General features: G+C 37.1%; 16 protein-coding genes. 13 read left to right on the top strand and 3 right to left on the bottom strand.

Features of this window, described 5'->3' with window-relative positions; genetic code table 11:
- The first annotated feature begins 321 nt into the window (after nucleotides 1-321).
- The 3 genes from H3T55_RS05490 to recN all read left to right on the top strand — a co-directional run bounded on the left by H3T55_RS05490 (nucleotide 322) and on the right by recN (nucleotide 8629).
- Nucleotides 322-6258 (top strand): immunoglobulin-like domain-containing protein, encoded by a 5937-nt coding sequence (locus tag H3T55_RS05490; protein WP_225533666.1) that lies wholly within the window; start codon nucleotides 322-324, stop codon nucleotides 6256-6258.
- Between the two features lie 206 nt (nucleotides 6259-6464).
- Complete coding sequence (locus H3T55_RS05495; protein WP_087641020.1) at nucleotides 6465-6914, top strand: arginine repressor; 450 nt, start codon at nucleotides 6465-6467, stop codon at nucleotides 6912-6914.
- 17 nt (nucleotides 6915-6931) lie between these two features.
- Nucleotides 6932-8629 carry a DNA repair protein RecN gene (gene recN, locus H3T55_RS05500; RefSeq protein WP_225533667.1) on the top strand — a complete coding sequence of 566 codons (1698 nt, stop codon included), beginning with the start codon at nucleotides 6932-6934 and terminating at the stop codon, nucleotides 8627-8629.
- A 97-nt stretch (nucleotides 8630-8726) separates the two neighbouring features.
- On the opposite strand, the gene H3T55_RS05505 is transcribed toward recN, so the two are convergent.
- Nucleotides 8727-9995 (bottom strand): MDR family MFS transporter, encoded by a 1269-nt coding sequence (locus H3T55_RS05505; RefSeq protein WP_225533668.1) that lies wholly within the window; start codon nucleotides 9993-9995, stop codon nucleotides 8727-8729.
- 160 nt (nucleotides 9996-10155) lie between these two features.
- On the opposite strand from H3T55_RS05505, the gene H3T55_RS05510 reads away from it, so the two are divergent.
- Nucleotides 10156-11904, top strand: coding sequence for an ABC transporter substrate-binding protein (locus tag H3T55_RS05510; protein ID WP_225533723.1), 1749 nt, complete (start codon nucleotides 10156-10158; stop codon nucleotides 11902-11904).
- 56 nt (nucleotides 11905-11960) lie between these two features.
- On the opposite strand, the gene H3T55_RS05515 is transcribed toward H3T55_RS05510, so the two are convergent.
- Together H3T55_RS05515 and H3T55_RS05520 are read right to left on the bottom strand one after the other, a co-directional pair.
- Nucleotides 11961-12074: a DUF4044 domain-containing protein gene (locus tag H3T55_RS05515; protein WP_087641022.1), complete on the bottom strand. Its 114-nt coding sequence runs from the start codon at nucleotides 12072-12074 to the stop codon at nucleotides 11961-11963.
- A 71-nt stretch (nucleotides 12075-12145) separates the two neighbouring features.
- Complete coding sequence (locus tag H3T55_RS05520; protein ID WP_225533669.1) at nucleotides 12146-13102, bottom strand: magnesium transporter CorA family protein; 957 nt, start codon at nucleotides 13100-13102, stop codon at nucleotides 12146-12148.
- Between the two features lie 184 nt (nucleotides 13103-13286).
- Between H3T55_RS05520 and H3T55_RS05525 the strand changes: the two genes are divergently transcribed.
- The 9 genes from H3T55_RS05525 to H3T55_RS05565 all read left to right on the top strand — a co-directional run bounded on the left by H3T55_RS05525 (nucleotide 13287) and on the right by H3T55_RS05565 (nucleotide 22469).
- Nucleotides 13287-13658: a DUF3397 domain-containing protein gene (locus H3T55_RS05525; RefSeq protein WP_087641024.1), complete on the top strand. Its 372-nt coding sequence runs from the start codon at nucleotides 13287-13289 to the stop codon at nucleotides 13656-13658.
- Nucleotides 13659-13969: 311 nt separating this feature from the next.
- Entirely contained in the window at nucleotides 13970-14401 is a 432-nt protein-coding gene (gene mraZ / locus H3T55_RS05530) for a division/cell wall cluster transcriptional repressor MraZ (protein WP_010762855.1), read from the top strand.
- Nucleotides 14402-14414: 13 nt separating this feature from the next.
- Nucleotides 14415-15374, top strand: coding sequence for a 16S rRNA (cytosine(1402)-N(4))-methyltransferase RsmH (gene rsmH, locus H3T55_RS05535; RefSeq protein ID WP_225533670.1), 960 nt, complete (start codon nucleotides 14415-14417; stop codon nucleotides 15372-15374).
- 16 nt (nucleotides 15375-15390) lie between these two features.
- The gene (ftsL, locus tag H3T55_RS05540; RefSeq protein WP_087641025.1) at nucleotides 15391-15792 is read left to right on the top strand and encodes a cell division protein FtsL; all 402 of its coding nucleotides are present in this window, start codon (nucleotides 15391-15393) and stop codon (nucleotides 15790-15792) included.
- Nucleotides 15792-17666 (top strand): peptidoglycan D,D-transpeptidase FtsI family protein, encoded by a 1875-nt coding sequence (locus H3T55_RS05545; protein WP_087641026.1) that lies wholly within the window; start codon nucleotides 15792-15794, stop codon nucleotides 17664-17666. The genes ftsL and H3T55_RS05545 overlap by 1 nt, the downstream gene beginning before the upstream one ends.
- A gap of 54 nt (nucleotides 17667-17720) precedes the next feature.
- Nucleotides 17721-18686, top strand: a complete 966-nt coding sequence (gene mraY, locus H3T55_RS05550) for a phospho-N-acetylmuramoyl-pentapeptide-transferase (protein ID WP_225533671.1) — start codon at nucleotides 17721-17723, stop codon at nucleotides 18684-18686.
- A gap of 263 nt (nucleotides 18687-18949) precedes the next feature.
- Nucleotides 18950-20320: a UDP-N-acetylmuramoyl-L-alanine--D-glutamate ligase gene (gene murD / locus H3T55_RS05555; protein ID WP_225533672.1), complete on the top strand. Its 1371-nt coding sequence runs from the start codon at nucleotides 18950-18952 to the stop codon at nucleotides 20318-20320.
- A gap of 7 nt (nucleotides 20321-20327) precedes the next feature.
- Nucleotides 20328-21419 (top strand): undecaprenyldiphospho-muramoylpentapeptide beta-N-acetylglucosaminyltransferase, encoded by a 1092-nt coding sequence (gene murG / locus H3T55_RS05560; RefSeq protein WP_225533673.1) that lies wholly within the window; start codon nucleotides 20328-20330, stop codon nucleotides 21417-21419.
- 93 nt (nucleotides 21420-21512) lie between these two features.
- The gene (locus tag H3T55_RS05565) at nucleotides 21513-22469 is read left to right on the top strand and encodes a cell division protein FtsQ/DivIB (RefSeq protein ID WP_225533674.1); all 957 of its coding nucleotides are present in this window, start codon (nucleotides 21513-21515) and stop codon (nucleotides 22467-22469) included.
- Nucleotides 22470-22593: the final 124 nt, after the last annotated feature.

A 22593-nucleotide genomic window follows, 5' to 3' on the forward strand; every position in this document is an offset into this window, starting at 1 on the left:
TTTGTATTAAAAAATCTTTGCTATTTTTTAACTAATAAACAACTAATTTTCTAGATCAAGGAAAATTAGTTGTTTTTATTATCCTTTTTTTGCCTACAATAAACTATCCGAATGTTAGGAGAAATCAGTTTGTTACGTAATAACGAATTGATTGGTTAAAAAATAAATATAAATAATAGAATTTTGACCAAAAATAGAATAAATGATCTAAAAATTACAAATGATTCTATTTTTTTTGATCATAGGGATGTTGGACTTTCTCTTATAATGTGATCGTAGCTAAGCGTTTAGCACAATAGGAATTAAGAGGGGAAGAACGAATTGAGTAAGAAAAAATTAACTAAAAAGAGAAAGAAACAACTATTAGCCATGTTCATGACAACAGGGTTGATCACGAACACATTGATTTCACCAGCAATGGCATTTGCGCAAACCAATGATGAAACAGCAGCTTCTGCAGAAACTGCGCCATTGGAAGAAATCAATGGGTTAGAGGTTCTCGATGGGGAAAGTAACCTAAGTGCAGAGGCAGTAAACGAAAATGCACGCGCGTATACTGCTGTAATGAATAGTTTTTATGAAGGTGATCAGGTATTTACAGGAAAAGCAACGCCGAATAGCCCGGTTTTTATTTCAAGAGATACTAGGTTTTTTGAGTATATAAAAGTATATTCTGATTCTCAAGGGAACTTCTCAAAAACAGCTCTAGTTCAGGGGTTTTTAGGAATGAAAGCAGGCGAGGTATTCTATTATAAATGTTCGGAAGACGGAGAACCTAGTCAAACTAGTGGAGTGGGAATTAAAGCTGTAGTATTGGAAAATAAATCGAGTTTCAATGTAAACGACTTTGAACTAGAGTATAAAGAAACGTACACGAACGCTATTGCGATCACAAAAGCAGGAGCGAAAGCGACCGATAAATACGGAAATAGCGAAAGTGTGACAGTGACCTCAAACGCACTAGATACGTCAAAACCAGGTGTGTATTATGTCACGTTCAAATCAGCATCAGGAAAAACGAGGACGGTTAAAGTAACGGTCAAAGAGCCAAGTGACGATTTGGCAACGATCACAGCGAATGATTTTAGCTTGGAATATAAAGAAACGTACACAAATGCCATTGCAATTGCTAAAGCCGGCGCCAAAGCAAACGATAAATATGGAAATAGCGAAAATGTAACAGTTACGTCAAGTGTAATAGATACAACAAAGCCGGGAACGTATGATGTCACGTTCAAATCAGCATCAGGGAAAACAAAAACAGTCAAAGCAACAGTGAAAAGATCAAGTGCAAAAATCACAAGCATTGATCCGATTTATGAAGGGGATCAAACTGTTACAGGAACATACTCTGGTGAGTATAGTTCTAATAATCAATTTGGGTTATATACTGATGATCGTACAGTATACGGCATAGGTTCACATAGTAACGGCAAGTATGAGATTGAACTTTTGCCTGGTATGAAGCTATCTGCTAACCAGAAACTATTTGTGGGGATTAGAGCCTTTGCTGAAAGTGGAAATGAAGTTTTGCAAGAAATGTCAACCATTGTTTTAGCTGACCAGTCATTTATAGAAGCTAATAATGCAACAGTTTCATATGGCTCAGACTGGTCTGATGAAATCGCTAAGCAAGTAACTGAAGCGAAAGCAACAGATCGAGACGGTAAAGCTGAAGCAATCACTGTATCTGGAAATGTAGACACATCAAAAGCCGGCGATTATAAAATTACGTTGACATCTGCATCTGGTCTTACTAAAGAGGTAACGATCACGGTCAAAAGAGCTGTTATAGAGGCGCCGAAACTTGATGACTTCTTTGAAGGAGATACTCGTTTTACAGGAAGTGCTCAACCAGGATTGACAATCGTTATGTCCAAATTTGAAAATTTTGGAGGGTTTACTTATAAGACTGTTGGAGAAGATGGACATTTCTCTTTTACTACGGGTACAAATGGATTTGGTAATCTACCTGTAGGCACAATAGTCTATTTCAGATTACAAGATCCAGAAACTGGTGATAGAAGTGCTGTATCAAAACTGACAGTTTTAGAAAACAAGTCAAGTATTGATGCAAATGATTTTAGCTTAGAATACGGGGAAACTTATTCTGATGATCTTGCACTTACAAAAGCGAAAGCAAAAGCAACAGACAAATATGGCAACAGCGAAAAAGTGACAGTGAAATCCAATCCTGTCGATCCATCAAAACCTGGTGTTTATGACGTAGTATTCGAATCTGCTACAGGAAAAACGATCACTATAAAAGTAACGGTAAAAGCAAAACCGATCATTGGATCAGAGCCGATCATTGAAGCGAGTGACAAGACTTATCAAGTAGGAGAAACATTGAATCCACTATTAGGAGTAAAGGCTAGTGATCCAGAAGATGGGGATTTGACAGCAAAAGTCAAAGCAGACACCACAAAAGTAAATATGTCAAAAGTTGGTGTGTATGATTTAGTTTTAACCGTTATCGATAATGACGATAATATAACTGAAAAAACAATCAAAATCTATGTTGTAGATAAGGTAACGAGCAGCCCTGTAATTAAAGGTGCAGATGATGTGAGAATCGATGAGCGTTCAAAATTTGAACCATTAAAAGATATCACAGCGCAAGATAGCGTTGGGAAAGATATTACAAGTAATTTAACCTTCACAGGAACTGTAGATACTTCTACTCCTGGTATCTATACAGTAAAATACTATGTATTTGATAGTGCAGGCAATGTTGCAACAGTGATAAGAAAAATAACTGTTCAGGGTGAGGATAGTAAACCAGTTGTACTGAGCCCGGATAAATTGACGATCAAACTAAACAGTAAATTTAATCCGTTTCTATATGTTCAGGCATATGATAAAGAAGACGGAAATCTAACGGATAAAGTAACAGTTCAAGGACAAATCTATACAGATAGATTAGGCAAACAAATTATTACCTATAGCGTAGAAGATAGTGATAACAACAAAACGTCTAAAACAATGGAAGTAGAAGTCGTTGCTATTTTAGGAAATGCACCGGCAATTTCAGGTGCGGATGATCTAGAAATCGAAAACGGCAGTGAGTTTGATCCATTATCAGGTGTTACGGCATATGATAAAGAAGATGGTGATTTAACAGCTGAGATCAAATTCAGTGGTATCATCAATACCGGAAAAGCTGGTAAGTATGAAGTGCTTTATACTGTTTGGGATTCAGATTTTAATGTAGAAAGCGTTGTTCGTACAATTACGGTAGCAGAACCAACTGTTGATTTAGTAATTGAAGCGAAAAACTTCGATTTAGATTATAAAGCAACATTCAATGAAGCAGTAGCGATCGAAAAGGCACAGGCTAAAGCGTTCGATAAATATGGTAAAGCCGAAGCTGTAACGATGAGCGCAAATAATGTAGATACAAGCAAACCAGGTGTTTATGATGTAACATTCACATCAGCATCCAGTAAAACGATCACAGTTAAAGTAACAGTAAATGAACCAAGTGAAGAACTGGCAACGATCGAGGCAAATGGTTTTGACTTGGATTACAAAGAAGCTTTTAATGAAACAGTAGCGATCGAAAAAGCACAAGCGAAAGCGTATGACAAATACGGAAAAGTCGAAGCCGTAACGATGAGCGCAAATAACGTTGATACAAGCAAGCCAGGAGCTTACGAAGTAACCTTCACATCAGTATCTGGTAAAACGATCAATGTTAGTGTAACAGTCAAAGAACCAGGAGCAGAATTAGCAACATTTGAAGCGCATGACTTTGAATTGGAGTATAAAGAAGTCTTTGACGATGCATTGCTGATCGAAAAAGCCAAAGCAAAAGCTTATGATAAGTATGGCAATGAAGAAGAAATCATTGTATTAGTTCACAGTATAAAAACAGCTCCAGGAAATTATAGAGTAATGTTTGAGTCTGCTTCTGGAAAAAGAATTACTGTAGATGTAGTCGTAAAAGAACCAAGTGAAGATATGGCGACAATAACAGTTGAAAATGGGACTGTAGAAGTAGAATATGCATCAGAATGGAATGATGAGATCGCACGTTCGTTATTCGGTGTAAAAGCAACCGATAAATATGGAACGGATGAATCAAATAAAGTAGTAGTAACTGTAGCTGTGAACTTTAGTACGACGAAACCGGGAGATTATCTTGTTCATTTAGTCTCTCCTTCAAACAACCAGTTATCAAAAATAGTCAATGTCATTGTCAAAGAACCAAGTGAAGACTTAGCGTCACTGACTGTCATAAATGAGATGGCTGAGATTGAATATGGCTCAGACTGGAATGATGCAATTGCACATTCATTATTCGGTGTGAAAGCAACGGATAAATATGGAACAGATGAATCAGATAAAGTATTGGTAAAAGTATCCAGCGGGTTTAGTACATCAAAACCAGGAATTTACAATGTGACGTTTATCTCACCATCTAATAGCAAATTAACAGAAGTTGTGCGTATTACGGTGATGCCGAATGCAACACAAGGAGCTCCAGTTACGGTCAATTATGTAGATACAGTTGGCGAAAAAATTGCTGAATCAGATACGTTAACGGGTATTATTGATACGGCATATGAAACAAAAGCAAAAGATGTTAAAGGATATATGCTAATTGACACACCAAACAACGAACAAGGAGTGTTTACAGATAAGGCTCAAACGGTCACTTATATTTATGAAAAAGAGCAAAATCTAACGTTGAAAGCAAATGAATTTACGATTGGTCGTGATACGTATATCACAGGAACGGCTGGTACGGATGTAAAATTTGTCGATTTATATGTCAATGGCATGATCGCAAAACGTGCAGATGTAATTGATGGCACATACAAAATTTATGGTACGACGATCACGGATTTAGAAGATAACGTTCAAATCGTTGCACTTGATGCCAAGAAAAAACAATTTGATCCATCAGTAACGGTATCAGTCGAGTTGGCAGCGGTTTGGCAAGCAGAGTCTAAAATGACTGCGAACAACTATCATTTAGGAGATACCTATGTCACTGGTACTTACGACAATGATCAAGCAGATCGAGTAAAATTATTTGTTGATGGAAAAGTTGTTAATCAAGTAGTCTTTACAGATACAACAAGTGATGCATATAAAATAGTTGCAACAAGCTATATTACGTCCAAAGATCAAAAAGTAGAGGTTTTAGAGTATGATGGAACGAAACTAATCAATCGAGTAGCTGTAGATATACTGGATGCTGAGGAAGTCGCTGACTCAACATTAACTGCAAATGACTATGTAATTGGCGAAAGTATTATTACAGGAACCTACGACACTGATCGCAATATCACCAAAGTCGTCTTATATGTAGATGGCGTAGCAGTGAAAAATAGTGTCTTGAATACCGAAAACGGAACCTATAGTGTAGCGGCAAATTCTTTTATAAAAAACAAAGATCAAAAAGTAGAGATTGTAGAATCTGAAAAAACGAAAGAAGTTCACAGAATCCAGGTAAAATTGTTAGACCCAAGTGAAGTGGAATTTGATTCTAATTTGACAGCGGATGATTATATGATTGGTGCAGCTAATATTACCGGAGCGTATGATACAGATAAGAACATTACTAAGGTTGTTTTATATATCGACGGGATAGCTAAGAAGAATGGTGTCTTGAATGCAACGAATGGCACATATTCAGTTGCAGCGAAAAACCTAGTTACAAGTAAGAGTCAAAAAGTAGAAATCGTAGAATCAGCAGGAACAAAAGTAGTTCATAGAATTCAAGTAACTGTGTTAGAACCAAGCGAAGTGAAGTCGAATTTAGCAGCTGAAATGTATGCTATTGGAACAAATAATATTACAGGAACCTATGATACTGATAGAGATGTCACGAAAGTCGTTTTATATGTAGATGGCGTAGCGGTGAAAAACAGTACGCTGGATAAAACGAATGGGACCTATACAGTTGCTGCAAAATCATTTGTAACAGACAAGAATCAAAAAGTAGAAATTGTTGAATCTGCAGGTACAAAAGAAATCAATCGTATCTCTGTAAAAGTAATCAATCTGTCAGCTGATAACTATGTGTTAGGTCAAACATATATGACAGGAAATTATGATGCATCCGATGGTGTGACGAAAGTTGTTTTATATGTTGATGACAAAGTAAAAAATTCAGCATTAGACAAAGAAAATGGCACATACAAAGTTGAAGCCAAAGGATTGATCACAAGTAAAGACCAAAAAGTCCAAATTGTTGAATCAATTGGTTCAAAAGAATTTTATAGAATCAATGTAACTGTAAAATAAACAAAACAATAAGCAACTCTAATTTGTGTGTAAGTGTAACCTCCAATAATCAACACAGAAGCTTCCTACTCCTTATGATGGACTAGGGAGCTTCTTATTTTTATCATATACGTTTTTGGTAATAGGAAGGTAGCTTTTAGACTTTCAAAATGCCTGAAAATACGCTATGATAAAATGGAAATGGATTTATAAAGGAGCCAATTATTATGAGGAAAAAAGATCGGCATCGTCTGATTACTCGTTTATTAGCAGATAAAAATATTCAAAAGCAAGAAGACTTTGTAGCCTATCTACAAGAAAAAGGAGTCGAAGTCACTCAGGCAACGATTTCTCGTGATATTAAAGAAATGAAGCTGATCAAAGTACCTTCCACAGAAGGTGGATATCGTTACAGTGTTCCTGTTCAAACGCAAGAAGATACTGCTGTAAAATTAGAAAAACTATTGAAAGATGCGTTTATTTCTGTCGATCAGATGGATAAGCAAGTTATTTTGCGTACTATACCAGGGAATGCTGCGGCAGTGTCAAATTTGATTGAAAAACAGTATAAGGAGATCGTTTTTGCTGCAATCAATGATGATGATAGCATTTTGATCATTGCGCGGACTGAAAAAAATGCCGAGTATTTAAAAGCTGAATTTTTCCAATACATTTAAACGTGAGGTGAACGAACATGCTGCAGGAGCTTTCTGTACAGAATTTTGCGATCATTTCTTCTTTACAACTGGAATTTCAAATGGGGATGACCGTTTTAACAGGTGAAACAGGTGCCGGTAAGTCGATTATTATTGATGCAATGGGCTTATTGACTGGTGGTCGCGGATCAAGTGACTACATTCGGCAAGGGGCATCGAAATGTGTGCTGGAAGGTCTCTTTACAATGCCGAAAAACCAAGAGCTTATCAATTTACTAGAAGAATTAGGCATTGAAACAGATGAAGATTCGCTGGTGATCCAACGTGATATTTCGACTTCTGGAAAAAATGTCTGTCGTGTCAATGGACGTATCGTCAATATAGCTAATTTACGCAAAGTGGGTGAGTTTTTAGTAGATATCCATGGGCAAAATGAGCATCAGGAATTGATGCAAAGTGAGAAGCATTTAGGGATGCTGGATGATTTCGGTGATAAAGAATTATTGAAAATAAAAGAGCAGTATGAGGAAATTTATTCTGAGTATCGTATGATCGAAAAGAAAGTACGAAGCCGTCAGAAAAATGAAAAAGAATTTGCTCAACGCATGGATATGCTGCAGTTTCAAAGTGATGAGATCGAAGCCGCTCAATTTGTAGCAGGCGAAGAAGAGCAACTGATGGAAGAACGAAACAAGCTTGGGAATTTTCAAAAAATTGCAGATGCTTTAGCAGCTAGTCATGAAGCAATCAATGGTGAAGGGGACAGCAGTCTAGATAAAATTGGGTATGCGATGAATGAACTTTCTTCTATTGAGAACCTTGATTCTGAATACAAAGCACTCTCAGAAACAGTTCAAAATAGTTATTACCTATTGCAGGAAGCTAGTGGTGATCTGGCACGACATATCGATAGCTTAGAGCTAGATGAAAATCGGTTGAATGAAGTAGAGACTCGCCTTGAATTGATTCGTCAAATGAAAAGGAAATATGGGGAATCGATTGAATCGATCCTTGACTATTACCATGAGATCACTCGCGAGCTGGCAGATGCAGATTTTCTTGAAGGACGGACAGGCGAATTAGAAAGTCTGTTAGTTGAAAAAAAGGCTCAAGTGATCGAAAATGGCTTGAAGCTTCGTGAGATAAGAAAAAAAGTTGCGAAGAAACTAGAAAAAAATATCTTAAAAGAATTAAAAGAATTATATATGGAGCGGACAGAATTTGATATTCGTTTTTCCGAGGTCCCAGATGAGCAGTTTACAGAAGAAGGACTGGATCAAGTTGAATTTTATATTACGACAAATCCGGGTGAACCGCTAAAACCTTTGGTCAGAGTTGCTTCTGGAGGTGAGCTATCTCGTGTGATGCTTGCTTTAAAAACGATTTTTTCAAAATCACAAGGAATCACAAGCATTGTTTTTGATGAAGTCGATACGGGAGTTAGTGGACGTGTAGCTCAAGCGATCGCAGATAAAATCCATCAAATCTCTGAAGATTCTCAAGTTTTGTGTATCACGCATTTACCTCAGGTTGCTGCAGTTGCTGATTATCAGTATTTTATCGAAAAAGAAATCATTGGCAAGCGTACAGAGACGAAGGTTCGGCGTTTAGAGCCAAAAGAGCGTGTGAACGAAATAGCGCGCATGCTTTCAGGCAGTGAAATCACGAAGCTTACTATGGAACATGCGAAAGAACTACTGAACATGGCTGAAAGAGAGAAGCCTAGTAGAAGATAAAAGTACTATTATGGAGATCTGAAATCAAATTATTTAAAATTTAAATATAGGCCCAAGTGGATGTTTAGCTTGGGCCTATATTTTGTTTTAGCCAGTATTAGCACCCGTCTAACTGCTTTTCGGGAAGCTTGTCTTCGTTGTAAGCATCGATTTGTAAAGCTGTTTTAGTCAGAAAAATAGCAGATATACCTAGAATAAATAGCAGTAGACCCATGCCATATTTCCCAATAAGTGGTGAAAACGAAAGAGAGAGGGAAGCGAAGATTTTACCTGCTTGATAAATGATTCCATTAAAAGCGACATAAGAACCGCGCGATTTCTCATCAATGATATCAGCTAGAATGGTTTGACGTGTTGGCACATAGAGAAGTTCTCCAATGGAATAAATCACTGTAGCAACAAATAGAAAGAGTAGCTGATTGGAAAAAGCGGTTAAAGCAAACCCTGAACTAAATAAGAGAAATCCGCTATACATAATTGGTTTTTGAGCTTGTTTATTGACCCAACTGGCAACAGGTGTAGTGAATAAAACAATGATTACTGTATTTACAGCTGTTAATAAACTTAGAATTTTGATTCCATCAAGTGAAATGGTACCCAAATTACCAAGATGTAGAGTCATTGATTTTAATTCTTCCGCCAATCTGACAGAAATAAAGTTATTTCGTTGGAATTCGATAGACATTAAAGCAATACCGCCAAGTGTAAAAAATAGGAAACGTTTATCCACCAGTACTGATCGATAACTTTTAAATACGGCTGATAGACCAATATTTTTATCGACGTTGGAAACATTAGTCATAGTTTCAGAAAGCAGTTTGATCGTAAGAAATGATGTAAGTAGTGATAGAAGAAATAGAGAAATCAGTAAATAAAAGAGGTGTGACTGAAAGAACCAGCCGCCAACCATTACCCCGATTAAAATAGATAAATTAGTTGCCCAATAACTAATTGAATACATAAAAGTTCGATTTTCAGGCGTACTGACATCGATCAACATTGCATTTGCTGCAGGGTCGATGATTCCTTGTGTAATATTGATGACCAGCATCATGAAAAAAGTCAGCCAAACAGATGTAAAAACGGGAGAATTGGCTAAAACCAGTCCCAAATATGCACCTGCTTTTGTTACCTCTCCGATGATCATAAGCTGTCTTCTGCCGAAAATATCGGTCAAGTGACCACCGTATATCCCAGCGGCAAACTGAGCAATAACGTTTAATGTGACAAGAATTCCAGCAAGTTCATTATTCAGTTGATCAGTAAAATAAATTGCCATGAAAGGAAAAATCATGGAGCCAACTACTTTACTTAAAAACTGAATGAGGATACGTGCACGAATGTTTGGATGTAATGATGAGAACATATTTTCACTCCTTTTTTAGTAACGACTGTTACACTTTAAAAAAATTAGTTTCTATGATTTGAAAGCAAGATTTGATATGATTATAAAAGAGGAAAATAAGATTAAAAAGGGATTAAATTGTTGGGAGATGTCCCCTTTTAGCTAAAAGGAGTGAATAAGACTGGATTACGATTACTATTTATTACGTTCTTATTTTTTTAGACGGGAAAATGAGAAAAAGGTTGAATTTAAATTACAGGAACTAGCTGATCTATGGTTATGTACAGCAAAGCAATGTAAACGAAGACTCCACAATTATCAGTTAGAGGCAAAACTTATTTACGTACCGGGAATGGGGCGAGGAAACTATTCTACATTAACTTTTCAAGAAGAGTTCCAGCAAGAAATAAAAAAAATAAGCCAAAAAGCATTAAGGGAAGATCAGCTTGATGAAATCATTCAGCTGTTGCAGTTAGAGATTCCCAAAGAGTGGTTTGGCGACGTTTTTAAAGAACTTCAAGGAATGTTTGGTATTCAGCGCTATTATGGAAATCAAGAAACGATTCGTTATATTTTACGGCGCCCTTTAACATCTCTTGATCCATTGAAGACATCGATTTCAAGAGAAGCCTTCATGATTCGCCAATTAGGCGACACGTTGCTGCGTTACGATGAAAAATCAAACAGTTTAGTTCCGAGCTTAGCCCATCATTGGAAATCTTCAGATGATTATTGTAGATGGACCTTTTTTTTACGCAAAGGAGTTCAGTTTCATCATGGACGAACACTAACGAGTAAAGATGTTGAATACACGCTGCTTCGCGCTAAAAATGAGCATTCTGTTGTTGCTTGGCAATTAAAAAATGTGAAAGAGATCCATTGCATCAATGATTTTAAGATAGAAGTAATATTAAAAATAGGTGAGCCGTTTTTCGGACACTATGTGTCTACTGGAAATCTTACCATTTTGCCTCATGATATTTTGTTCGATGAAAAGAAATGGATTTCTACAGGACCATTCAAGATGAAAGCTTATTCGGAATATAAAATTGTTTTAGAGGCCTTTGAAGGCTATTATGCAGAACGGCCCTTGATGGATCGAGTAGAATTTTGGGTGGTAGAAAATCAAAAGCAGCCAATGGCAGTTGCGGTTCATAATGGAGAGCGTGAGGAATATGATTATATAGAACGAGCTAGAAATGATAATGGTGTAGAATTCCTCATATTCAATTTTAAACGCAAAACGATCGTAGATAATGCTAAATTTCGTGAAGCAATATATCATATGTTTGACGTAAATGAACTTAAGAAAGTAATGGATGATATTGGGATGCCTGCATCGAATTATTTTTTTGATCAGTCCTCCGTCATCAGAAAAGATCATCATCTTATAAATGGACTATTGAAAGAAGCAGGATATGCTGGTGAAACGCTTGTTTTAGGAACATTCGATTATTCAAATGCCAAACAAAAAGCATGGTGGTTCCAAAAGAAAGCTGCTGAATATAATGTCAATATCGAGATTCGAGAGATGCCGATAGATCAAGCTTTTTATACAAAGGAATTTGAAGAAGAAACAGATATGTTGATTTTGAGAGATATTCCTGTGACAGATAAAGAATTAGCTTTTTTAGAATTTTGCAGTAATCCTAGATTGATGTGTCAACGCTTCTTCTCTCAGAAGATGCTATCATGCTTAGAACAAAAGCTCAACGAAATGAAATTTTGTGAAAATCATGAACAGCGGGCAAAAGAAATCGAAAAAATAGACCGCTGGTTAAGTGATCATCATTATTTAATCTATATCTCACATCCGTCAGAAAGCGAGCTAATTCATTGTGCAATTGAAAATAAAGAAAAGGATCTATTTTTGAATCTTAATTTACGTCTAGCTTGGGCGGAAGATGAAAAAAAAGAGGATGCGACATAAACTCTACGAGTTATGTCGCATCCTCTTTTTTTAGTCTATTTGAATGACTTATTCGATTATCCTAAGCTCATGATAGCCGTCAAAATAGTTGATCCGGCAATGGCAATCAGCATCAACCAAACAACGATTTTAGTGACTTTAGAAAAGGTACTGGTTTTTTTATTGTTCACTGATTATACACATCCTTATACTTTACTTTCTATAGTGTACAACCTTTTTATAAAATCAGCAACAAGAAATTTTACAAAAGGTTCCGTTTCTTTAGCCTGTAAATGACAAAAATACAAGTAGCGGTAGTTGCAACAGTAATCCAGAAAAAAGCATCCTCCCGATTGGCGAAGGGCAATTTAACATTCATCCCAAATACACCGCCAATGATCGTCGGGATCGTCAAGACGATCGTAAGAGAAGTAAGTATTTTCATCACATTATTCAGGTTGTTTGAAACGATAGCTGAAAATGTATCGCTGATTTTATCAACAAGTTTCAACTGGATTTTCGTCGTTGTAGCTGCTTGTTTTGTTTCTACAAGAATATCATGAAGATGAGGCAGATGTGCTCTGGGATCACTGAAAATTCTAGCTGTATAGAGTTTATTCAGTACTTCCAAATTAGAATCGATCGCAGATTCAAAATAAACTAGGCTTTTTTGTATATCCATGATTTGATAAAGCTGGCTATTCTCAGTAGAAACCTTCAATTCTCCTTCTAATTTGTTTGTCTCTTGGATCAAATCTTTTAAACAACGATTATAATAGGTTGAAATATGCCAGGATAAATACAAAATCAGTGATTCTTGAATCGGCAATGTACTATCAGGTAGAGCTGTAGACAGTGCTTTTTGAAGAAAATCAGCTGATTTATTGATAACAGTGATCACTTTTCCACTTGTTGTCAAAATCACAGCAAAAGGAAATGTGTCCAGCTGTGTATAGCCGCTGGGACTGATCGTTGCATGTGGATATTGGAGCAGCATAAGCGCAGGTTCTTCTAATTTGTTTTGATGAAGACCTTCAAAACGAGAATTTTCATCATCATCCAGCACTCCTGTGATATAATCTTTAGGAAGCTCGTAGGTCGTTGTTAAATAATTGACTTCCTCTTCGGTCGGTTGTTCAACGGCTAACCAAATGGTGTCTTCCGTGTCCGTATGTGATGGGGTAAAATGTCCATTTTTCAAAGTTAAATAGTTGATCAAAAGCTCACCTCATTCTTTCAAGAGTTCGTTAGCTCCATTATAATCGAGTTCGCCTATTTTTGGGGAATAAAACCCTTGTAATTTAGTATTATTTAGGCATGAATTTTTAAACGAAATGAAACATCAATGTAAAGAAGATGAAGTATAGTTAACTAAGTGTGTTACGAAAGGAATTGTGTAGGAAATGGTGTCGTTTTCAGTCATTATGCTTTTTTGGTATGTATTTCCAGTAATTGTTTTATTTGCGTGTAATTTTATTATCTCAACGTTCTCATTGACGGAGCGTTATAAAGTAAAAGCACCAGATATTTCAATTCCATTTTTATTCATAGGATTAAATGAGCTGTCAAAAGATAGTTATGGGCAATCCATCGTTCCGTATATGATCATTTCAGTTCTACTTTTGGGGATTTGTGTCGCTGTTTTCCAAGCGTACTATTATGGAGAGATTTTATACGGCAGATATTTCAAAATGTTTTGGCGTTTAGTCTTTCTTTTAAGCTTGATTTTGTATGCATTATTGATTCTGTTGAATATTGTTCATTATCTTGCTTAAATCTTTTTTGATGAAAATGAACAGTATGACTTTGCGTGGGGGGAAATGAACATTTCCCTCCACTTCCCACCACTAACATTTTTTGTAATAATTTTATGAGAATGAAGAGTGGCTGAAATGTATGGTTTGATCTTTTAAATACTGTTTTATAGACGATGAGAGCGTTTTTTGAAAAACTTCCCTTCATTTTGTAATATTACAAAACTTTTAAATAACAATTAAAAGGAAGAAGATTCTACGTTTTTGGTGGTAGAAAGTGGTAGGATGTGGTAGACTGTTTCTATCAAGTGGAAAAGTGGGGAATATTGGCTATGTTTATGGGTGAATTTCAACATAATATAGATGCCAAAGGCCGACTCATCGTACCTGCTAAATTTCGCGACCAACTCGGCGAGAAATTTGTAGTCACAAGAGGGATGGATGGCTGTTTATTTGGTTATCCAATGTCCGAATGGGAACAACTAGAGGAAAAGTTGAAAGAAATGCCTTTAGCTAAGAAGGATGCCCGTACATTTGTCCGCTTTTTTTATTCGGCTGCAACAGAATGTGAAATCGATAAGCAAGGTAGGATCAATATCCCTGCTGCGCTCAGAACACATGGTAGTTTAGAAAAAGCTTGTGTCATCATCGGTGTTTCAAATCGAATCGAGATTTGGGATGAAGCCCGCTGGCAAGAGTTTTCTACAGAAGCTGAAGAGAATTTTGATGAAATTGCAGAAACAATGATTGATTTTGGTTTTTAGGAAGAGGAGCATTATGACGAAGGACTTTCAACATTATACTGTTTTATTAAAAGAGACGGTAGACGGGTTACAAGTGAAAGAAGACGGCATCTATGTCGATTGTACATTAGGTGGCGCAGGTCATAGTGAATATTTACTTTCGAAATTGAGTGAACAAGGTCACTTGTACGCATTCGATCAAGACCAAAATGCGCTGGATTTTGCATCACAACGATTAAAACAATATGTTGATAAAGGCATGGTGACTTTTATCAAGTCGAATTTTCGACATCTTAAAGAAAAATTGGCTGAACAAGGAATCGATCAGGTTGATGGTATTTTATACGACTTAGGTGTTTCTTCACCTCAGTTGGATGAAGCCGAACGAGGATTCAGCTATCACCAAGATGCACCTCTCGATATGAGGATGGATCAAGAAGCGGAATTATCTGCATATAATGTAGTTAATGAATATAGTTATAATGAATTAGTGAAAATTTTCTTCCGTTACGGGGAAGAAAAATTTTCGAAACAAGTAGCCAGAGAAATTGAGCGTGTTCGTGCAAAAGAACCGATCAAGACAACTGGTGAGTTGGTAGAAATCATCAAGACAGCCATTCCGGCACCGGCCAGAAGAAAAGGCGGTCATCCTGCAAAACGGATTTTCCAAGCGATCCGAATCGCTGTGAATGATGAATTAAGTGTTGTAGAAGAGTCATTGGAGCAAGCAATTGCTTTATTAAATAAAAATGGTCGGATCAGTGTGATCACGTTTCACTCTTTAGAAGACCGAATCGTTAAAACAATGTTTAAAGAATACAGCACGATACAAGATCTACCTCCGGGAATCCCAGTCGTGCCGGAAGAGTTTCAACCAGAACTAAAAGTAATCACAAGAAAGCCAATTTTACCAGGTGAGACTGAATTGGCGGAAAATAATCGCTCAAGAAGTGCAAAACTAAGAATTGCCGAAAAGGCAAAATCAATCAATTAGAGGAAGGGGTACCGAGATGGCTGAGTTAAAAAGACTGGATGATTTTCAATACGATGTTCCAGTAATGGATGAGCCAATCGTAGAGGTTGAACATGAACCAAAAATTCAAAAAAATCCAAACCTACCCCAATCTCCGAAAAGGAAGCTGAGAAATATCTCACTCTTAGAAAAGACCATCGGCTTTTTGTTGTTAGTAGCGATTATTGGTATAGCGGTTCTCACCATTCAAGTACGTACATCTATTACACAAATGACGAATGAAATCACTGAAACGCAAGCGACGATCCAAGAAAAAGAAGAGTCTGCTCTGAAATTAGAACAACAAAAAAATGAATTATCAAAAGCAGATCGAATCAAGGATGTTGCAAAGAGCAAAGGACTTTCAGATAACCTTGATAACATAAGGAACGTGAAATAATGAGTATGAAAAATAAAATAAAGAATTTTGTCAAAAAGAAGAACTTAAATCCAATGAACAATCGTAAAAAAGTAGGCATTATTTTATTTGCTACGAGTATTGGATTGTTCTTTTTATTTGCCTTTAGATTGACGTATATCGTCGCTGTAGGAAAAGTAGCGGGTGTTTCGCTACCTGAGAAAACAGCTGCTCTTTACCAAGGCAGTCGTGTAGTGAAAGCAAAAAGAGGAGCTATTTTAGATCGTAATGGCGAAGTGATCGCAGAAGATGCAACATCCTATTCTGTTTACGCGATTTTGTCTGAAACTTATTTAGGTGAAGAAAACAAGAAACTTTATGCACAAAAGAAAGATTTTGATGCGTTAGCTGAGATTTTAGATAGAAACACAGAGCTTAGCAAAGAGGAAGCATTAAAATATTTGAATGCGGGAGTGAACGAAGACGGTACCGTGAAATTCCAAGTCGAGTTCGGTTCTAAAGGAAAAAATATCACGTTAGAGACACGGCAAAAAATTGAAGATGAATTAAAAGAGAAAAAATTGGCTGGTCTTTATTTTGAAGGACATCCAGCTCGGATTTATCCTAATGGCGTATTTGCCTCTCATTTTATTGGATACACAGATGCAGCAGATGCAGACGATGATGCTAAAGGTCTGGTTGGAAAAATGGGCTTGGAAGAATCTTATAATGATATTTTAAGCGGAACAGACGGGAAAATCGATTATAAAAAAGATGTCTATGGCAATCCGCTCCCTGGAACGATCGCTAGTGAGAAAAAAGCAGTTGACGGAAAAGATATCTACACAACATTAGATATGCGGATCCAAAGTCAATTGGAAACACTCATGGATCCTGTTTTAGAAGAATATAAACCAGAAGAAATGACTGCGATGCTGATGAAAGCTAAAACTGGTGAGATCATCGCTATGTCACAACGGCCGTCATTCAATCCTGAAACTAAAGAAGGGTTAGGCAAAGATGCTATTTGGCGTAATCTTTTAGTTGAGGATAAATTTGAACCTGGTTCTACGATGAAACTATTTACTGCAGCAGCAGCGATTCAAGATGGAAAATTTAATCCAAATGCAACGTTTGCTTATCCGGCTGGCGGCTATAAGCTGGATGACCGTACAGTAAACGATCATGATTTTGGTGCGATCGGTACGTTGACTTTCCGTCAGGCCATCTCTTGGTCAAGTAATGTTGGGATGCTGACGCTAGAACAAAGTATGGGCGGCGAAAAGTGGAAATCCTACTTAGAAAAATTTGGGTTTGGTAAATCAACAAATTCAGGTTTAGCGGGTGAATCTGCTGGAAGCCTTCCAGGAGATAACTGGGTCGATCAGGCGATGTCTTCATTTGGACAAGCAATCGATGTGACCAATTTTCAAATGATGCAGGCCTTTACTGCTATTGCTAACGATGGCTCGATGCTGAAGCCTCAATATATCAGTAAAATCGTAGATAAAAATACAGGTGATGAGAAGGTCACTCAGCCGCAACAAGTTGGACAGCAAGTTGTTACACCTCAAGCGGCAAGTGATATTCGGACATATATGATAGATACAGTGGAAGATCCAACGTATGGAATTGCCTATGATGTGTATACTGTACCGGGCTATCATGTTGCTGCTAAAACAGGAACGGCTCAAATCACTGGTGATAATGGCTATATGGCTGGTTTGACAGATTACACCTATTCTGTTGTCGAAATGGTTCCAGCAGACAATCCGGAATACATTTTATATCTAACGATGAAAAAACCTCAAACATACACAAGAGAAGCACTTGCAAAAATTGCTAATCCATTGATGAAAGTTGTGATGGATTCTGCAGATAGTCAGTCAACGGGAACAGTTGAAACTGCAAAATAATTAGTTAAAAATGCTGGGTAACATAAAAAGAGTGGAATAATTAGGAGAGATATCATGGAGTGGACGCAAATTTTTATCCCGATCGCCTTTAGCTTTGCTATTACAGTAGCAGTGATGCCGGTGTTTATCGGATATTTTCAAATGAAAAAACAAGGTCAGACAACACGAGAAGATGGACCGACTTGGCATAATGTGAAAACAGGTACGCCGACTATGGGCGGTTTGGTTTTCTTAGTTGCTAGCTTTATCACATCGCTATTAGTGGGATTGTGGAAACAAGAGTTCACTCCTTCTTTACTTATTATTTTGTTTATTTTAGTTCTTTATGGGCTATTAGGTTTTCTTGATGATTTCATCAAAGTGTTCAAAAAAAGAAATATGGGCTTGAACTCACGTCAAAAATTAGTTGGACAAATTATCGGTGGAGTTGTTTTTTATGCAGTTTATCGTTCAGAAGGCTTGCCGGATTCATTAGATCTTTTTGGAATCACTACGTTGCCGTTAGGCATTTTTTATGGCGTATTTGTGATTTTTTGGCTAGTTGGTTTTTCAAATGCAGTGAATTTAACTGACGGGATCGATGGGTTAGTTGCTGGATTAGGAACGATTTCATTTGGAACTTACGCTATCATTGCTTGGAAACAACAACAGTTTGATGTAGTGATCATTTGTTTAAGTGTGATCGGTGGTTTGCTTGGTTTCTTCCCTTATAATAAGAAGCCGGCCAAAATATTTATGGGTGATGTTGGTTCACTTGCTCTTGGCGGTTTACTTGCTGCAATTTCAATTATCTTACGACAAGAATGGACATTGTTATTGATTGGTTTAGTCTATGTCTGTGAGACGGCAAGCGTGATTTTACAAGTGACTTCATTTAAATTATTCGGCAAAAGAATTTTTAAAATGTCACCGATCCACCATCACTTTGAAATGTGCGGTTGGTCGGAATGGAAGATCGATATTGTCTTTTGGCTTACAGCGTTAGTTTGTTCAGGAGTTACTCTGTGGATCATTTTCTAACGATTATTCATTGATGTATCTAGAAGCAACTTTTAAGAAAATAGACGATCTTTGACTGGAACGAAGAGTGTTCCGATCAAAGATTGCTAATTTTCTACAGAGTTATCGGCTTCTTTCAGCTTTTAAATGTCTAGCTTCAAGAAGCAACTCTTAGGAAAATAGATAATCTTCGACTGGAACGAAGAGCGCTCCAATCTCAGATTCCTAATTTTCTACAGAGTTGTCCGCTTCTTTCAGCTTTTCTAAGATAAGGAGAATAGATTATGAAAAAAATTACTGATTATGAAAACAAAAAAGTCCTTGTTCTTGGGCTGGCAAAAAGCGGTGTTAGTGCAGCGAAATTACTTCATGAGCTAGGTGCATTTGTAACAGTGAATGATTTTAAACAATTTGATCAAAACCCGGAAGCCCAAGATTTATTAACCTTGGGTATTCGTGTTGTTACGGGTGGACATCCAATTGAGTTATTAGATGAAGATTTTTCTTTGATCGTCAAAAATCCAGGGATTCCGTACACGAACCCATTGGTAGAAAAAGCGCTGGAAATGAAGTTGCCGATCATTACAGAAGTTGAACTAGCTTATCAAATTGCTGAATGTCCAATCATTGGTATTACTGGAACGAACGGTAAAACGACAACGACAACGATGATCGGATTACTCTTAAATGCTGAACGCGCTAATGGTACAGCTAGATTAGCTGGAAATATCGGGTATCCTGCAAGTGAAGTAGCTGAGGAAGCAAAAGAAGTTGATGATATCGTCATGGAATTATCAAGCTTTCAATTGATGGGGATTCAAACATTTCGTCCGCATATTGCGGTCATAACGAACATTTATGAAGCGCACATCGATTATCACGGATCAAGAGAAGAATATGTCAAAGCGAAATGGGCACTACAGGAAAATATGCAAGAAACAGATTTTCTTGTGTTAAATTGGAATCAGGAAGAATTACAAGATTTGAGTAAAACAACAAAAGCAACGATCATTCCATTTTCAACAAAAGAAAAAGTTGCTGGTGCCTATCTTTCAGAAGAGAAAATTTACTACAAAGATGAATATATCATGGATGCTGCAGAATTAGGCGTTCCTGGTAGTCATAATATTGAGAATGCCCTTGCTGCAGTTGCAGTTGCAAAATTAAAAAATGTTTCGACAGCTGCGATTAAGCAGACCCTGATGGTATTTACTGGAGTTCCGCATCGTACGCAATATGTCGGAGAAATAGCCAGTCGCAAGTTCTACAATGATTCAAAAGCTACCAATATTTTAGCGACAGAAATGGCTTTAAGTGGATTCGATCACTCTACACTTATTTTGTTAGCAGGCGGATTGGATCGAGGAAATGAGTTTGATGAGCTGATTCCTTCATTAAAAGGTGTCAAAGCGATTTATTTATTCGGAGAAACAAAAGGAAAATTGGAACAAGCTGCTCTTGCAGCTGGTGTGAAAGAGATTCACTTGACTGAAAATGTCCAGACAGCCGTACAAGATGCCTATGATTTTTCCGAAAAAAATGATACTATTCTATTATCGCCTGCATGTGCTAGCTGGGATCAATATCCTAACTTTGAATTACGCGGAGAAGCGTTTATTCAAGCGATGCAGCAGCTAAAAGACAAAGAAAAGTGAGAGAATTATGAAGATATTGATAACCGGAGGCGGAACAGGCGGACATATTTATCCAGCATTGGCTTTTGTTGATCACGTTAGAGCATTAGAACCTAATACAGAGTTTATGTATGTAGGAACAGAAAATGGATTAGAAAGTCAAATCGTTCCGAACTATGATATTCCATTTAAAACAATTGAGATACAAGGATTTCGACGCTCATTGAGTCCGCAAAATTTTAAAACGATTTATCTTTTCCTCAATAGTATTGGAAAAGCTAAAAAAATCATTAAAGAGTTTCAGCCGGATGTCGTAATCGGAACTGGGGGGTATGTTTCAGGCTCTGTCGTTTATGCAGCGAAACAATTGAAAATCCCTACGATTATTCATGAGCAAAACAGCATACCGGGGATAACAAATAAATTTTTAAGTAGATATGCGACAAAAGTAGCTATCTGTTTCCCAGATGTGGCTGAATATTTTCCTAAAGAAAAAATTGTTTTAACCGGAAATCCTCGTGCGCAAGAAGTTGTGATGACTGAAAAAACAGATGTTTTAAAAGAGTTTGGACTGCGTTCTGATAAAAGAACAGTGGTCATTTTTGGCGGCAGTCGTGGTGCTTTGAAAATCAATCAAGCATTTATTGAGGCGTTTCCTTTATTCGAAGAAAAGGAATATCAGGTTTTGTATGCTTCCGGAGAGCGATACTACAAAGAATTAAAAGAAACATTAAAGCTTTCAGAAAAGAAATTGACGAACATAAGCATTCAGCCGTATATTAATAAAATGACTCAAGTGCTGGCAGCGGTCGATCTAATGGTCGGTAGAGCTGGAGCAACGTCTATAGCTGAATTTACGGCTCTAGGTTTACCTGCGATCTTGGTACCAAGTCCATATGTAACAAATGATCACCAAACAAAAAATGCACAAAGTTTGGTTAAATCAGGAGCAGTTGAAATGATCACTGATCAAGAGCTGACTGGTGAAAAATTAGTTGCAGAGATCGATGCCATTTTGTTGAATGATGAACGCCATCAAGCAATGGCTCAGGCTTCTAAAAAAGAAGGTATCCCGGATGCTAGTGATCGTTTATACGCAGTGGTGAAAGAAATTACTTGATGGGGGGTGTAAAAGATTAGTAAGAAGAAAGAAGATCCAGGGGCAACAAAAGACTCATCGGAAGAAACAGTCGAGTCGATCGATGAACAATCGTTGACCCCATGGCAAAAAGAAAACTTGGAATATTTAAAAACACAAGGAGATCAACCGAGCTGGAATCCTTCTGTAGTTTCTGATGATACGGAAGAGAGCGAGGATGAAAAAGAAGCAGAATCAATAGAAGAAATACCATCAGAAGATTCTGAACCTGAGGAAAAACAGCAAAAAACTTACGAATCTTTTGCAGACCGCTTACCAAATATAAAAAAAGTACGTAATACGAGATTGTATCGTCGATTGACATTGATCGTGTCTGTTTTTCTGATTGCAATTCTGATTGTACTTTATTTTGTTTCACCGTTGAGTAAATTGGGCAATATCGGTGTCACTGGAAATAAGTCTGTAGATAGTCAAAGCGTGATCACACAGTCCAAGCTTGAAAAAGGCACAAGTCTTTGGGAACAGTTTGGTGATAGAAAAATTTACGAAGAGAAAATCAAACGCCAACTGCCGCGCGTGAAAAAAGCAACGATTTCATTGAGTGGTATCAACTCTTTTAACATCAAAATTGAAGAATATAAAGTAGTTGCGTTGGAGTCAGTTGGTGGGATATATCATCCTATTTTGGAAAATGGCAAGATTTTACCAGAAGAAATGAAGGCGCCAGCCAGCGGAATGCCGGTTTTTCAGAATTTTAAAGATCAGGAAATCATCCGAAACTTAATAAATTCTTATAATAAGCTGCCGGAAGAGACTAAGCAAAATATCTCTGAAATTCGTTACGCACCTTCTAATGCAAATAAGGAATTGATCAATCTTCATATGAAAGATGCGAATGAAGTGATCGTAAATATTTCTCAATTAGAGCAGAAAATGGCGTATTACGGGAAGGTAGCCAGCCAAATGGAGGACCCTGGGATTATCGATATGGAGGTCGGGATTTTCTCATATCCTTTTAATAATGGGGAGACCGAAGACAGTACGGAAGAAACATCTGAGGTGCTGGAATAAAATTAAGAAAATAAAAAGAAAAAATAGTAGAATCTGCTTTCTAAAAAGCCCTTGTTTATGGTAAAATTGAAAGAAGTGAGTATTCATAAAAAATATATATGTCAGCAGGACTTTTTAATCCTGT

It is taken from the genome of Enterococcus sp. S22(2020) (assembly GCF_020295385.1).
GTDB lineage: Bacteria > Bacillota > Bacilli > Lactobacillales > Enterococcaceae > Enterococcus_L > Enterococcus_L dunnyi.